Consider the following 13,288-nt stretch of genomic DNA (forward strand, 5'->3'; position numbering starts at 1 on the left):
ATTTGAAAATTGAGCGTAGGAATTATCCGATCACCAATATGGAAGTGAGAAGTGAGGAAGGCAAGCCGACCACTATCCGCGGATATGCGGCTGTATTCGATAAGCTGTCAGTTCCGCTCTATGGATTCCGTGAAAAGATTCAAAAAGGCGCATTCGCTGAATCTCTTTCGAAGAACAATATAAAGGCCTTGTGGAATCATAACTCTGATTTTCCTCTTGGCTCGACAAACGGCGGCACTCTCAAACTTGAAGAAGATGAGAGGGGGCTGCTTTTTGAATTGGAGCTGCCGGATAACAGCTGGGGGCGTGATGCCGGTATTGCCATACAACGGAAGGATGTTGATGGCGTGTCTTTCGGTTTTTCAGTCAAAAAGGACAGCTGGGATAACACGAATCCAGACCAATCCATCCGGACGCTGGAAGATGTCGACTTGATTGAAATTAGCCCGACGCCGTTCCCTGCATACCCGGCAACCAATGTGAGTGCGCGATCTGTAACGGAAGCAATCGAGGAAGTGGATTTCAAAGAAATCTTACGTTCCGCGATCAAAGATGTCTTGCAAGAAGAACGCAAGACCCCACCGAAGGAATCGCCTCCTGCATACTCTCTCGACAGCATGATGCGGCGACTCGAATTGGAAGAAAACTATTAAGAAAATTGGAGGTCATTGATTATGACGATTGCAAAAGTACAGGAATTGCGTAATAAGCGTGCGGCCCTTGTTAAGGAAGCGCGTGAAGTGTTGGAGCGGGAAACGAAGGAGAAGCGTTCCCTTGCGACCGACGAAGTGGAACATTATGAGAAGATCATGAAGGACGTGGATAGCCTGCGTTCGCAGATCGAGCGGGAAGAGCGTTTGGCGGGAATCGAGGGTGAATTCACACAACGCAATACTGAACCGACGATTGCCGATGACGAGGAAGAGCGTTCCGGCCCTCGTGCGTCGAAAGAATATCGTAACTCTTTCTGGAATGTGTTGAAGGAAGGACGTAACGCGGATCCGCGAGAAATGCGGGATCTATTCAAAGCGGAAGATGCAAAAGGCGGATACCTGGCGCCAGAGGAATTTGAGACGACGCTTCTGCGTGACTTGAACAAAGTGTCCGTCATGCGTCAATTGGCGACGGTCGTCCAGTCTTCCACTGATCGCCGGATTCCGATGGTCGTGGATCGCCCGGAATTCAATTACATTGCAGAAAAAGGTACTTACGGAAAGACGGGCATGACGTTCGATGTGCAGCACATGAGCGCGTATAAAGCGGGCGGCATTATCCTGATTTCTGAAGAGCTATTGCAGGACGCTTTCTTCAACTTGGAAACCGAGATCCGTTCCCAGTCAGTTGAGGCGCAGTCGGAGCTTGAGGAGAACAGCTTCCTGAACGGTGACGGTGTCGAGAAACCGAGAGGCTTATTGCTTGATGCACTAAAGGGCGTCGACGCGACAGTCAGTGGCGTCACGGCGGATAACCTAGTGGATCTCTTCTACTCCGTCAAACGTCCATATCGTCAGCGCGGAACATTCCTGATGGGCGATTCCTCTATCAAGGCAATCCGCAAAATGAAACGAACAGGCGATAATGATTACCTCTGGCAGCCAGGTCTGCAGGCGGGCGAGCCGGATCGAATTCTCGGGCGTCCAGTGACGACTTCCGACTTCATGCCGGAAATTGGAGCAGATGCAAAATCTGTGGCCTTTGGTGATATCGGTCGCTACCGGATCATGGATCGCCTTGGCATCTCTATTCAGCGTTTGGATGAGCTCTATGCAGAGACAGGACAGGTTGGATTCCGTGTGACGTTCCGTCATGACGGCAAGCTGCTAGTCCCTGAGGCGGTCAAAACAATCACGCATGCAAGCGTGTAAGAGTAGTCAAACGGCTGCTCTTTTTACATTATGGGGAGGTGTGACGATGAAAGTGAAAATCCTACAGTCGATCGCTTCGCCCGGTTATAGCTATGCGGCCGGGCAAGTGGTCGATGTCACGAAAGAACGCGCTGCTGAATTTGTGAAGTATGGGATTGCGGAGAAAGCGAAAGTTGAACCGGTTAAGGAAACGACGGCGGCTCCACCTGCTGAAGTGGTAGCTGATTCTCCTCCTGCAGCAGCCGAGAAGACGGTTAAGAAGGTTACAGCAAAGAAGAAAAAGGGTGATGACGTTGCTGACAACAATTGACGAATTGAAACGGCAGCTATTCATTCCCGTGGAAGAGACTGAAGAAGATCCGCAACTTGAGCGAATCATCCGTTCCGTATCGGAAGCAATCGAGACGTATTGCAGGCGAAGCTTCTCCAGTGAATATACGTTGCCTGGTGATGAACCGTCAGAAGTCGTCCCTCGCCTTCCATATGATGTGGAAGACGCCTGTATTCTCTGGTGCACATACCGATTCAATACAGGCGGCAATATGGGGGTATCCAGTGAGCGGATTGATGGTCTTGGTCAGAAGAACTATGCACTGCAGCATATAGAAGGTAAGGCAATTCCAGCTCCTCCATCCGTTCTGGCTCTGCTCGATCCTTATCGGAATATGGTGTATGGCTGATGGCGAAGGTCACTGACAACAATCATATTCCGGAACTCGCCAAGCAGCTTTCTTCTTTGAGTCGCAATAAGATTCAACTCGGCATCAACGCCCCAAGCGGCGACAAACTTTACACTGTTGCCTGGGTCCATGAATTCGGTTTTGATATCAAAGTGGATCAGAAGATGCGTAATTGGTTTCTGGCTCAGGGGATGCCACTTCGGAAGGAGCAAACGGTTATCCGTATTCCTGAGCGGGCTTACTTCCGTTCGGGATTTGACGCCAATAAGAACAGCATCGATGTAGAAGCCGAAAAGCTCCTCAGCCAATTGTTTGAAGGGGACATTACTACCCGGACATTCAATGATCAATTGGGTGAGTTTGCAGCCGACAAGATCCGGGACAATGTCCAAGGTGTGGGACTTGTGAAGACCGGAGCTTTGAAAGATGCGGTTGGTTTCAGGGTGGTGCGCAAATAATGGACTTCAGATCTTTTTTACGTCCATATATGATTACTGTTTACCTGAACGAGCGTGCGGAGGGAAAATATGTGGATGGCATATGGAGACCCGGAATGGATGAAGAAACGCCATTCAAAGCAGCAGTCGCCAACTTCACAGACGATGTTCTGCAGCTCGGCGACGGGGGAACCTATACAACGGACGATGAAAAACTATTCACCTATAGGAGACTGGAACGTGGTCAGTCCGTCACTGTACGGAGCAATGTCTATACGGTGATGGAAGAGCGTGATTACTCATCTTATGGAAATGGTCTTCGGATGTACGTGATAAGGAGGGAAGGCGTTGCGAGCCATTGATATTTTTCGTGGTCTGGAAGGCAGCATGACCCGTCCGGTTGTTTTTGCAGAGCAGGCTGCCAAACGTCCTGAATATCCCTATCTTACTATCAAAGAGTTGGTCTCCTTCATTCCTGCTCGTGGGCATGCCTCCCTGAAGGATGAAGATCAGCCGGTGGATATCAGACGGGTCGCGACTTCACAACCGACCATGTCCCTTAGCATAACGGCATTCGGTAGGGATTTGGTCGAAACGAATGCCTTGGCCCAGGAAGCGCATGATTGGTTTTCTTTCGATGGCTACCGGGAGCTGAAGGAAGTCGGGTATGTGGTTACCGGTCTTCAATCTATCATGAACCGCGATAGTTTGATCGTTGATGATTATGAGCGGAAGCGGGGTTTCGATGTGACGCTCCGGTTCGTTCATCAGCAGAGTAGAACAGTCGAAGAAATCAAAGTGGTAAAAGGCACGATCAATAACAAACCATTCACGAGGGAAGTGAAGAGCATTGACAAATATTAAAGATGTCGAAGTTGTCATTACGAGGGAGACCGCTGCCTTAACCCAACAAGGCTTTGGTCTTCCTTTTGTTTTGGCAACAAACGGCGAAAAAGAATACAACGAGTATTTGGGCATCCAGGATGTGGCTGTCGATTATCCAGTCGATACAGAAGCATATAAGATTGCTGCTCGTCTGTTCGGACAGACGCCAAAGCCAAAAATGATTGCGATGGCTGGTACGTCGTATGACGGTTTGACACCGTCAGCATTAGTTGAGTTTCTTAATGAACTCATCGAAACGAAGAACGACTGGTACTATCTCGAATGCGATCAAAATGGCGATGAAGAGATTATTGCATTGTCCGCATGGATTGATACACAGAAGAAGCTATACGGGGCGACTACGCAGAATATGAAGCTTTTCGAACAGATCGAATCCGATCGGACATTCCTATATTATCACCATGATCCAGAGGCATACGTTGCGGAAGGTTTGATTGGCCGTTGCGCTCCTGAAAAGCCGGGCAGTATCACATGGAAGTTCAAGACGGTGAACGGCGTGAAAGAGGCCGAAATCCGTACGAGCGACGTTTCACAGCTTCACAAAGACAACGGAAACACATATCTTCGCAAGTTCGGCATCCTCCAGACGAGCGAAGGAAAGACGACAAGCGGCGAATATATCGATGTCATGCAGGCGCAGGACTTCTTTGATGCTCGTTTGACGGAAGAAGTTTCCCGTGTGTTTATGACCCAAAACAAAGTGTCCTACGAGAACAGCGGAATCGCACTGCTCGTTTCGGCATCCAAGTCCGTCTGTGAAGTTGCTACTGAAATGGGCATTGTTCTAAAGGATGATGCTGGTAATGGCTTATATACGATTACTGCGAGAAGCCGGGAGAATAGCCTGCCGAACGATATCGCAAATCGCGTCTATGACGGTCTCGTCATTATGGTGCCTCTCGCTGGGGCGATCCATGAAACAACACTACGCGTCACGTTGACGTATGACGAAGGAGGGCAAGCAGCATGAGCGTAAACACGTATGATCCACAGGATGTCAACGTGGTGGTGAGTGGTGCCATCCTGACAGGTTACGCGGATGGAACCATGATAAAGGTAGAGAAGGACGAAGATAGGTATACGGCAAAAGTCGGAACGAAAGGTGAAGTGGCAAGGGCGCGCAATGCGAATGAAATGGGGAAGATCACCGTCACCCTCTCGATGGACAGCCCTTCGAATGCGTACTTGTCGAAACTTGAAAAAGGGAAAGACGTTTTTCCTGTCAATGTCGTCGATCAGAACTTCGGCATGACAACCGGTGGGAATGACAGCTGGATTCTAAAGAATCCTGGCGTTGAATATGGGAAGGAAATCACGAATCGGGAATGGGTTTTTGTCGTTCCCAAACTGACGATTGACGAATAATAAAACGAAGCGGAGGACATAAACATGCAACAGAAAAAAGTGACAATCAACGGGACGGAATATACCCTGCAGAAGGTATTCCCAAGTGCCTGGTACAAAATGAAAGACAAGAATAAGAATCAACATGGCGTCGCGCAAGAAGAGAACTTTTACAAGGATATCCTGAAGCATATCGTAGTGGATCCAAAACGGAAGATGGATGATTTCGAGAACCTTGAGGAATTTGAAGAGCTGATGAGCGAAGCGACCCGATTTCAACTCGGAAAGACCGACGACGAAGACAGCGGACTACCGGGAGACAGCGAAGAATAAATGGTTCTTCTGGCGCCTGATCATGGAAGAGAAGCTCACCTATACCGAAGCTTCACAAATGGATTGGGACGAGCTGCTTGAAGCAAATGCGGCGCTTGATCTTTACATTGAAAAACTGGAAGAACAACGTAAGCAGACGTGAGACATCCTTAACGGGTGTCTCTTTTTCTTTATGTCAGAACGGGAATCGGGTGAATTAAATGAGCTTACGATCACTTGCCATTGATATTGCGTTCAACACCGATACCGGTAAGTTAATGTCTGTAAACAGCGCAGTGGATGATCTGCGAGATGGTGCGATTGGCGCCTCAAGTGGTATTGATGACTTAGGCAAAGCAACGAGCGATTTTAGTGTAAGCATGTTATCCAGCTTAGATGGGCTTGGAAGTAAAATGTTGTCAGTAGGCAGGAGTATGACTAAATGGGTGACGACTCCGATTGTCGGTGCGGCTACCGCTTTGGGCGGTATCGCGCTGTACAAAGGGTTTGACAGACTAGTCGGCATTGACACAGCGCGTGCCAAGTTGAAAGGCTTAGGTCATGATACAGCAGGCGTCGATGCGATTATGACATCTGCGCTCGATTCTGTAAAAGGCACTTCCTTCGGTATGGCGGAAGCAGCGACGACCGCGGCCAATGCCACTGCGGCAGGCGTCAAACCTGGCAAAGAATTGACTAAGTATCTCACTCTCACCGGGGATGCCGCAGCGATTGCCAACATGGGTATGGATGAGATGGGCTCCATTCTGAACAAAGTCCAAACAGCAAGCAAGGCGTCGAACGGAGAATTGCAACAGCTATCAGATAGAGGGCTTCCCATTTATCAATGGCTAGCAAAAGAGGCTGGTGTTGCGGAGGGTGCCGTCTTCGATCTTGCCAAAAAGGGGAAAGTCTCGTCCGAAATGTTAATGAGTGCTATCGAAAAGAACATCGGCGGTGCAGCGAAAACGATAGGCGAAGAATCGTTCACTGCAGGCATGGCTAACATGTGGTCAGCAGCCGGGCGATTAGGTGCTTCTTTCCTCGATGCAGGCGGAAAAGGCGGCGGATTCTTTTCGCAGCTGAAGCCCTTGATTTCTGATATGACCGGACGTATAGACGATTTAGGCGGGATCGCAGAGAAGGCGGGCGTGAAGTTCGGTGAATACTTCACGACAGCCATGGAGAAGGTAAAATCTGCGAAAACAGCATTCGATGAACTGTCTCCATCCATGCAGCAGCTGATTAAAAAGGGTGCTTTGTTCGGGTCTGCATTTCTCGTGGGGCTCGGACCCGTTTTAATGATGGTTGGTAGTCTAATTTCTAAGATATCCCCTGCTATTACGTTAATTACTCAATTTTCGGGTGTAGTCAAAGGAGTAGGCAGTGTATTTGGCCTGCTTACTAATCCTATAGGTCTTGCCGTTTTGGCAATAGGTTTAATCGTGGGTACGTTGGTTATGGCGTACAATAGGCTGGAGTGGTTCAGTACTGCTATTGATGCAGCATGGACTTGGATCAAGGATGCAACAGCCATCGCATTTGAATGGGTGAGGGGCATCATTGTTAACGTGATGAGTTCGGTCACTGATTTTCTAGGAGGCATCCTTTCACGTCTCACTGCGTTCTGGACCGAACATGGTGACTTCATCATGACGATGATCCAGGAACGGTTCAATAGCATTGTCGGTACCATTCAGATGGTCATGGGCATTATCCAAGGCATCTTCCAAGTTGTCTGGCCAATCATAAGTGGAGTTGTGCAGATTGCCTGGGGGCTGATTCAAGCAGTCATTCAAACAGCTCTGGATATTGTGCTTGGCATTATTGGCGTAGCCATGTCTCTCCTGCAAGGAGACTGGTCCGGTGCCTGGGAAGGAATCAAGGGAATCGCCGTGGATATCTGGAATAATATCGTCGGTTTCTTTGAAGGGGTAGATCTCTACGAAATCGGAAAAAACATTTTGCAAGGCTTGATTGACGGGATTTCTAGTATGGCCAGTGCAGTTTGGACAAAGGTTCAAGATATCGCCGGCGGCATAGCCGACAAGTTCAAAGGCGTATTAAAGATCTTCTCGCCATCCCGTCTGTTCCGTGAATTTGGTGAAAACACGATGATGGGCTATACGATCGGGTTCGAGAATGAAGCTGAAAACGCGAACGTGGCAGCCGAGGATGCAGCACGTGAAATCGGTGATTCGTTCGATCCTGATATACCATATCAATACACTTCAGGCGGAGGAGAACCGTCACCACAACACACAACGAATGAAACGTCGACTGTGCAGGGTGTCCATTTCAATCCGATTATTGAAATCCTAATTCAGGGGAATGCGGATGGAGAGGAAATCAAGCGAGTTCTGCAACGATACTTCCCGGAATTGATGGAAGAATTTTTTGAGTTACTAGCTGCTAAGAGAGGGGGTGCTCTTGTATAATGCTGTCCAAATTAGTTGGAAGAAGTGGAGAAGTCGAGTTCGACGCTGTGCTGGATGAATCCATCACAACGGATAGTGATGTAACGGAGCATCCCGTAGACGAGGGTGCCGATATCGCGGATCACATCCAAGCAAAACCGGATACAATTCCAATCAGCGGCATTATCACAGGAGAGCGGGCGAGCGAAAAACTCGCTCAGCTTCTGCGTTTCCAACATGATAGGGAAGTTCTCACGTTCATTGGAGTGGAAACAGCAGAGCAAGTGGTGATTGCAAGTTTGACAAGGCGCAGGTCTGCCCAGATCGGTGACGGCTTTGAGTTCTCCCTTCAATTACGTGAAATCCGGGTTGCTAAATTAAAGAAGGCTGCCATTGCCGTACCTAAGAAATCTGTGAATAAGACACAGGTCAAGAAGAAGACGAGCAAAGGAAAACAACAGCCAAAGAAGAAGAAACCGAAACAGCCAAAGCCGACTACACAAAAGAACTTCAAGTCATCTCGTAACGGGATTGAGAGGTTGGGTCTATGAACTATATTGAAATTGACAAGGATGCCATTCCCTATTCATTCGAGATACAACTTGATAATGTGACATGGGAATTCGAAGTCCGGTACAATGCCGACTTTGATTTTTTTACTCTTGAACTGTTCCGAAATGGGGTGTTGATCAGTGCCGGTGAAAAGCTGGTGTATGGAAAAGCGCTGTTTGAGAATGTCCAGACAAAACCATCTGTCAGCATCGTTCCATTTGACGAATCCGGAAATGCCAAGCGTGTTGGATGGACCGATCTGGAGAACAGCGTGTTCCTGTATCTGATTGGCTACGAGGTGGATGAGGATGAATAATTTGTGGATTCGTAAAGCTTCTTTGCTTGTAGCGGGAAAGACGATCGAATATGGTGATCTTCATTTTGATTTCAAAGTGGATTTCGATGACGAGCCGGAACCGAACACAGCGGAAGTCCGAATTTACAACCTATCGAAAGACACCATATCCAAAATAAAAAAAGGGACTGCGGTCATTCTGAATGCTGGCTATGAATCGAACAGTGGCACCATTCTTCTCGGCCGTATTCTTACCGCAAAGACGGTCTGGCAGGGAGTCGATAAGATTACGACTGTATCAATCGGTGATGGCGCAGCCGAATGGATGAATACGAAGGTGTCCAAGACATTTAAGCCGAATACCCGTGCATCGCAGATTGTCCGCGGGACTGCTGGTTTGTTTGGTTTAGAAGTAGGAGAGATTCAGCTGGAGAATGACATCGTATACAAGAAAGGCAAAACGCTACATGGTCCCTTGCAACGGGAGTTGCGGCAGATCGTAGTGAAAGATTGTAAGAGCAAGCTGCTCATCACCAATAGTGTTCTTGCTGTTCGTCCTAGTCATAAAGGGGTGAGCACTGGTTTCTTGCTTAATTCAAGCTCAGGTCTTGTCGGCACCCCAGAACAGCTGGATGGGAAGGATGCGGATTACAGCGTGACTTGTCTTCTGAATCATCGAATCCGAGAAGATAGCCTGATCCGTATTGAAAGCCGCACAGCGAATGGAGATTTCCGTGTGTTGAAGGGTAGTCATGATGGCTCTTCTTGGCATACTAAAATGGAGGTGAAGGCCGTATGAGCAATGCGGTAAAGTTTTTTGACGGACTGACAGGCGATCTTGTTGAGGGGCTGCGAGTCGCTATGCAGGCGGAAATACTAAGCTTTGATCATGCGACCATGAAGGCGGATATCCAGCCTCTTCAAGGCGGGCTCCCTCCAATCGTTGACGTTCCTGTTTCATTGCAAAAAGCAGGAGCATTTTTCATTCGGATGCCCTACAAGAAAGGTGACAAAGTGATTGTTGTCTTCAATGATTACCCCCTTGACGATGCAGGGGAGCGGCGTCATCACTTGACCGACGCCATGATTGTTTCTGGCCTGTCTGAGACCGTGATGCCTGCTGAGCACCAAGAGGACTTATTGATTGCCCATGAGAATATGGAGACGAAGATCATCATTGATGAGCGCGGAAAAGTCATCATAGCAACTAAAAAGCAGGATATCAATTTGTCTAGCGAACAAGGCAATATCAACATTTCTTCAAGTCTAGGAAATGTAAATATTTCCGGCCGGACATCCAGTGGGAGTTGGTAAAGTATGAAAGCTTTGAAGATAGATGATGGAGATCTGGTCATTGATTCTCATGGCAATTTCGTTATAGTGGATGGGAAAGCCGAAGAAGGCCAATCACTTAGCCGGGCATTGACGACCAATAAAGAAGAGTGGTTCCTCAACGTCTTGCATGGCCTTATGTACTCTACCATTTTCGCAAAGCCGTTTGATGAGCAGCGTTCAAGGCTGGCCATCATTGAGACGATCCATCAAGACGAGCGCGTGGACAAGGTGGAGTCGGTCGAATTCCGTCTTGATCAACCACATCGTACTGCTGAAATATTTATTCGTGTCCGCATGGAGAGTGGCAATGTGATTGAGGAGGTGGTTCCGATTGGATGAATACGGTTTGACCAAGAAGGGATTCAGGCGAAAGCAATATGCCGATTTGATTGAGGATCTAGAAATGAAATCGCGGGAGCTGTTCGGAGAGAATATCAATCTGTCCGAACGCTCCTTTTTAGGTTTGTTCATTCGGCTGTTCTCGTGGTTCCTAGCGATTGTCTGGATGCTTGCTGAGAAGGTTTATAACAGCATGGCTCCTGATACCGCTGAAGGGATCAATCTGGATAAGACTGCTAAGTTCATTGGCACGACCCGGCAAAGTGCAATTGCTGCGAGGTATCAGGCGGAGATAGAAACGGATCCCGGTGTTTCCATTGCAAGTGATTTTGTTGTACAAACAGAAGGCGCCATTTTGTTTCGGACTCTCTCTCCTGTTAGGGCAAGCGAAAGCGGTATAGCTTCAGTTGATATCGAGGCAATACAAGCGGGTTCTCTAGGTAATGTCAGCTTAGCAGCGATCAATCAGATCACTAATCCAAGCGCTGGCATTTATGGTGTCACCGCTTTGAAGCAACTTGTCCTTGGCAGGGATGAAGAGGATGATGAATCTTTCCGGGCTCGTAATGCAATATCAGCTACACGAGGTGGTGCCTCCAATGTTGATGCTGTCCGTTCGAACTTGTTGGATGCACCTGGCGTGATTGACGCCTTTGTGTTTGAAAATGATGAAATGGTTGAAGTCGATGGGTTGCCTCCTAAGTGCATAGCTCCGTTTGTTCATGGAGGGGAAGAGGATGTTATTGCAAAGACAATCTTTATTGCGAAAACGGGAGGCATCCAGTCGTTCGGTTCCTCGGTCGTTGAGGTGATCGATAGCAACTTGATTACTCATCGGATCGGTTTCACAAGGCCAGGCACGGTTGAGATTTTTGTTGAGGTTATATTGACGACAAATGATAAGTTTCCCATTGATGGGCAGGACCGAGTCAGAGACAGCATCATCCATTATATTGGCGGCATCGACGGGCAAGGTGATGAGACTCCAGGCTTGGAGATCGGGCAAAGTGTAAACTTTACCAAACTCATTGCGGCAATTCATCAGACGAACGGAATTGAGGATATTGATTTGAAGCTAGGTTTGTCTGCAGAAGATGTTTCCTTGATTGGCAATGTGCCGATTTCCTTTGACAAAATTGCATCAACTTCACTCGACAAGGTCGTGGTTACATGAAGCTGCTCAAGGATGCTCTCGACAAGCTGACGGATAACTATAAAAAGGGCAGGGACAGCAATGTCGGCAAAGTTTTCGAACTTATATTTTCACAGCTGGAAGAGGTACGGAATGCGTTTGTGAAAATAGAGGAATGGCAGGATATTGACAAGGCGCAAGGTGTTCCCCTGGATGACTTGGCAAAGCGTGCCGGTGAGGAGCGTGGACAAAAGGAAGATGAGAAGTTTCGCGACTTTATTAAGCTGCGAATTCGTCTCAATCGAAGCGCTGGCGAGATTGAAACGCTCAACGAAATTGGTCGGCTGATATTCGGTGATGGGTTGATTGGAATTGAGGAAGTGTGGTACAAGCCAGAGCTGAATTACGAACCGGCGGCTTTGCTCGTATGCTTGAATGATAACTTGCAGACCTTGGATGGCAGTGCGATCAGACGAATCAAAGGCGGAGGTGTCAAGGTTTATTTTCAGCTGAACTTTGAACCGGATCGACTGATTGCCACCTCAAAACAATACACCTTCCCCGTCCCCTACCCGACCACCGGCACCTTCCACACCGCACCAATCAATGGTGTGGCAGCTAAGACGAAAGCGCAGGCGGACGTGCGGACTTATAGCAATCCCGTCATCTATCCGGTGACCGGGACTTTTTATTGTACACCCGAAGGAGGGAGCTAGATGGATTTACTACAGACCGAAACGCTGAATTTCTGGGACCGGCTCCTGGTCGGCGCGAAGGTGACGATCGACGGCGTAGAGCGCGCATATCCGATTCACCCGTCTTCGTACATCGAGGGGAACATGCTGAAGAAATTCGTGTACCTCGAAGACGAACCCGGCCACGTCACCCATGCGTACATCCATGATCAGCACGGTCGGCCGATCCGCGAGAAGTCGATGAATATTCGCAAGGACGAGAACGGGCTGATGGTCACGTTCTTTTTTCAATTGGAGATAAAGGAGGGTGTTACGAGTGGCTGATCCGTATAAGTACGATCCGTTTTTATGGAAAGACGATATCCTTGAATTGGATGAATTCGGAAACCCGATTCCGGAGAAAGACGAGAATGGAGATGTCGTTTACGAAAGAGGACCGGCAGGCAGCCTGATTTTGGATCCAATCACTAAAAAGCCGATTCCGAAGTACAAACGGCTGCAGACTGGTACGAAGCACTCTGCCAAGCGGGAGAATCACCAGGAGCAGGGCATCGCAATGTCCCATAAGCGTTTAGACGACCACGACAACGCCATCCTGCGCCTGCAGATCCAGCAGGAACTCGACGGCAAGACGCCTGGTAACAGTGGGACGTTTAGTGATACGTTTGACGGAGCACCTACAAAGCTTGTCCGTCAGACTGCGAGAGCTGTCCTCACAGCTCCACGTGCGGCTGGGACGACAGTACTAAATGTTGACAATACAGACGGCTTCAAGGCGTTTACGGAGTGCACGATTTATGACGGGACCAACAGCGAGGACGTGCTGATCACGGATGTCACGGCTTCTACGATTACCGTCCAGCCGTTGGTTAATTCGTATGTAAAAGGCGCGGTGATAGCTCGGAGTAATGCGGCGATTGCGGATGGTCGGATGGTTGTTGGTAGTTGGGGTACTTATACGGTTGGGGAGGTGGTTTAA

At 48.5% G+C, this 13,288-nt stretch carries 20 protein-coding genes; all 20 read left to right on the top strand.

The genetic code is table 11. The features are described 5' to 3' along the window. Positions 1-2 precede the first annotated feature (2 nt). Positions 3-653 (top strand): HK97 family phage prohead protease, encoded by a 651-nt coding sequence (locus ACZ5FK_RS14615; protein WP_464805590.1) that lies wholly within the window; start codon positions 3-5, stop codon positions 651-653. A 21-nt stretch (positions 654-674) separates the two neighbouring features. Then, positions 675-1,865 (top strand): phage major capsid protein, encoded by a 1,191-nt coding sequence (locus ACZ5FK_RS14620; RefSeq protein WP_464805591.1) that lies wholly within the window; start codon positions 675-677, stop codon positions 1,863-1,865. 46 nt (positions 1,866-1,911) lie between these two features. Beyond that, positions 1,912-2,175, top strand: coding sequence for a hypothetical protein (locus ACZ5FK_RS14625; protein ID WP_464805592.1), 264 nt, complete (start codon positions 1,912-1,914; stop codon positions 2,173-2,175). Continuing rightward, positions 2,153-2,545, top strand: coding sequence for a head-tail connector protein (locus tag ACZ5FK_RS14630; RefSeq protein ID WP_464805593.1), 393 nt, complete (start codon positions 2,153-2,155; stop codon positions 2,543-2,545). Before ACZ5FK_RS14625 ends, ACZ5FK_RS14630 begins: the two co-directional genes overlap by 23 nt. After that, positions 2,545-3,003, top strand: a complete 459-nt coding sequence (locus ACZ5FK_RS14635) for a hypothetical protein (protein WP_464805594.1) — start codon at positions 2,545-2,547, stop codon at positions 3,001-3,003. Before ACZ5FK_RS14630 ends, ACZ5FK_RS14635 begins: the two co-directional genes overlap by 1 nt. Before the next feature lie 71 nt (positions 3,004-3,074). After that, on the top strand, positions 3,075-3,344 hold the full coding sequence (locus ACZ5FK_RS14640; RefSeq protein WP_464805595.1) for a hypothetical protein: 270 nt from the start codon (positions 3,075-3,077) through the stop codon (positions 3,342-3,344). After that, positions 3,331-3,846: a phage neck terminator protein gene (locus ACZ5FK_RS14645; protein ID WP_464805596.1), complete on the top strand. Its 516-nt coding sequence runs from the start codon at positions 3,331-3,333 to the stop codon at positions 3,844-3,846. The genes ACZ5FK_RS14640 and ACZ5FK_RS14645 overlap by 14 nt, the downstream gene beginning before the upstream one ends. Beyond that, on the top strand, positions 3,833-4,858 hold the full coding sequence (locus ACZ5FK_RS14650; protein WP_464805597.1) for a DUF3383 family protein: 1,026 nt from the start codon (positions 3,833-3,835) through the stop codon (positions 4,856-4,858). Before ACZ5FK_RS14645 ends, ACZ5FK_RS14650 begins: the two co-directional genes overlap by 14 nt. Continuing rightward, positions 4,855-5,253: a phage structural protein gene (locus ACZ5FK_RS14655; protein WP_464805598.1), complete on the top strand. Its 399-nt coding sequence runs from the start codon at positions 4,855-4,857 to the stop codon at positions 5,251-5,253. Before ACZ5FK_RS14650 ends, ACZ5FK_RS14655 begins: the two co-directional genes overlap by 4 nt. Positions 5,254-5,277: 24 nt before the next feature. Next, on the top strand, positions 5,278-5,565 hold the full coding sequence (locus ACZ5FK_RS14660) for a hypothetical protein (protein WP_464805599.1): 288 nt from the start codon (positions 5,278-5,280) through the stop codon (positions 5,563-5,565). 200 nt (positions 5,566-5,765) lie between these two features. Further along, on the top strand, positions 5,766-7,982 hold the full coding sequence (locus ACZ5FK_RS14665; RefSeq protein WP_464805600.1) for a phage tail protein: 2,217 nt from the start codon (positions 5,766-5,768) through the stop codon (positions 7,980-7,982). Next, on the top strand, positions 7,982-8,512 hold the full coding sequence (locus tag ACZ5FK_RS14670; protein ID WP_464805601.1) for a phage baseplate protein: 531 nt from the start codon (positions 7,982-7,984) through the stop codon (positions 8,510-8,512). The genes ACZ5FK_RS14665 and ACZ5FK_RS14670 overlap by 1 nt, the downstream gene beginning before the upstream one ends. Continuing rightward, positions 8,509-8,829 carry a phage baseplate plug family protein gene (locus ACZ5FK_RS14675; RefSeq protein WP_464805602.1) on the top strand — a complete coding sequence of 107 codons (321 nt, stop codon included), beginning with the start codon at positions 8,509-8,511 and terminating at the stop codon, positions 8,827-8,829. The genes ACZ5FK_RS14670 and ACZ5FK_RS14675 overlap by 4 nt, the downstream gene beginning before the upstream one ends. Beyond that, on the top strand, positions 8,822-9,607 hold the full coding sequence (locus ACZ5FK_RS14680; protein ID WP_464805603.1) for a phage protein: 786 nt from the start codon (positions 8,822-8,824) through the stop codon (positions 9,605-9,607). The genes ACZ5FK_RS14675 and ACZ5FK_RS14680 overlap by 8 nt, the downstream gene beginning before the upstream one ends. Next, the gene (locus ACZ5FK_RS14685; protein ID WP_464805604.1) at positions 9,604-10,122 is read left to right on the top strand and encodes a Gp138 family membrane-puncturing spike protein; all 519 of its coding nucleotides are present in this window, start codon (positions 9,604-9,606) and stop codon (positions 10,120-10,122) included. The genes ACZ5FK_RS14680 and ACZ5FK_RS14685 overlap by 4 nt, the downstream gene beginning before the upstream one ends. Before the next feature lie 3 nt (positions 10,123-10,125). Beyond that, positions 10,126-10,482 carry a contractile injection system sheath initiator gene (locus ACZ5FK_RS14690; protein ID WP_464805605.1) on the top strand — a complete coding sequence of 119 codons (357 nt, stop codon included), beginning with the start codon at positions 10,126-10,128 and terminating at the stop codon, positions 10,480-10,482. Next, a complete protein-coding gene (locus tag ACZ5FK_RS14695) occupies positions 10,475-11,656 on the top strand; it encodes a baseplate J/gp47 family protein (protein ID WP_464805606.1) in 1,182 nt (393 codons plus the stop codon). Before ACZ5FK_RS14690 ends, ACZ5FK_RS14695 begins: the two co-directional genes overlap by 8 nt. Then, entirely contained in the window at positions 11,653-12,330 is a 678-nt protein-coding gene (locus ACZ5FK_RS14700; RefSeq protein ID WP_464805607.1) for a hypothetical protein, read from the top strand. Before ACZ5FK_RS14695 ends, ACZ5FK_RS14700 begins: the two co-directional genes overlap by 4 nt. Further along, positions 12,331-12,633, top strand: a complete 303-nt coding sequence (locus ACZ5FK_RS14705; RefSeq protein ID WP_464805608.1) for a hypothetical protein — start codon at positions 12,331-12,333, stop codon at positions 12,631-12,633. Then, a complete protein-coding gene (locus ACZ5FK_RS14710) occupies positions 12,626-13,288 on the top strand; it encodes a hypothetical protein (RefSeq protein ID WP_464805609.1) in 663 nt (220 codons plus the stop codon). Before ACZ5FK_RS14705 ends, ACZ5FK_RS14710 begins: the two co-directional genes overlap by 8 nt.

The sequence above is a fragment of the Sporosarcina sp. GTC18466 genome (assembly GCF_055389225.1).

Bases quoted from the DNA above. Each gene is read 5' to 3' on its own strand.
- ACZ5FK_RS14620 (WP_464805591.1), top strand. From the start codon at position 675: ATGACGATTGCAAAAGTACAGGAATTGCGTAATAAGCGTGCGGCCCTT.
- ACZ5FK_RS14625 (WP_464805592.1), top strand. From the start codon at position 1,912: ATGAAAGTGAAAATCCTACAGTCGATCGCTTCGCCCGGTTATAGCTAT.
- ACZ5FK_RS14630 (WP_464805593.1), top strand. From the start codon at position 2,153: ATGACGTTGCTGACAACAATTGACGAATTGAAACGGCAGCTATTCATT.
- ACZ5FK_RS14635 (WP_464805594.1), top strand. From the start codon at position 2,545: ATGGCGAAGGTCACTGACAACAATCATATTCCGGAACTCGCCAAGCAG.
- ACZ5FK_RS14655 (WP_464805598.1), top strand. From the start codon at position 4,855: ATGAGCGTAAACACGTATGATCCACAGGATGTCAACGTGGTGGTGAGT.
- ACZ5FK_RS14660 (WP_464805599.1), top strand. From the start codon at position 5,278: ATGCAACAGAAAAAAGTGACAATCAACGGGACGGAATATACCCTGCAG.
- ACZ5FK_RS14665 (WP_464805600.1), top strand. From the start codon at position 5,766: ATGAGCTTACGATCACTTGCCATTGATATTGCGTTCAACACCGATACC.
- ACZ5FK_RS14670 (WP_464805601.1), top strand. From the start codon at position 7,982: ATGCTGTCCAAATTAGTTGGAAGAAGTGGAGAAGTCGAGTTCGACGCT.
- ACZ5FK_RS14675 (WP_464805602.1), top strand. From the start codon at position 8,509: ATGAACTATATTGAAATTGACAAGGATGCCATTCCCTATTCATTCGAG.
- ACZ5FK_RS14680 (WP_464805603.1), top strand. From the start codon at position 8,822: ATGAATAATTTGTGGATTCGTAAAGCTTCTTTGCTTGTAGCGGGAAAG.
- ACZ5FK_RS14685 (WP_464805604.1), top strand. From the start codon at position 9,604: ATGAGCAATGCGGTAAAGTTTTTTGACGGACTGACAGGCGATCTTGTT.
- ACZ5FK_RS14690 (WP_464805605.1), top strand. From the start codon at position 10,126: ATGAAAGCTTTGAAGATAGATGATGGAGATCTGGTCATTGATTCTCAT.
- ACZ5FK_RS14700 (WP_464805607.1), top strand. From the start codon at position 11,653: ATGAAGCTGCTCAAGGATGCTCTCGACAAGCTGACGGATAACTATAAA.
- ACZ5FK_RS14705 (WP_464805608.1), top strand. From the start codon at position 12,331: ATGGATTTACTACAGACCGAAACGCTGAATTTCTGGGACCGGCTCCTG.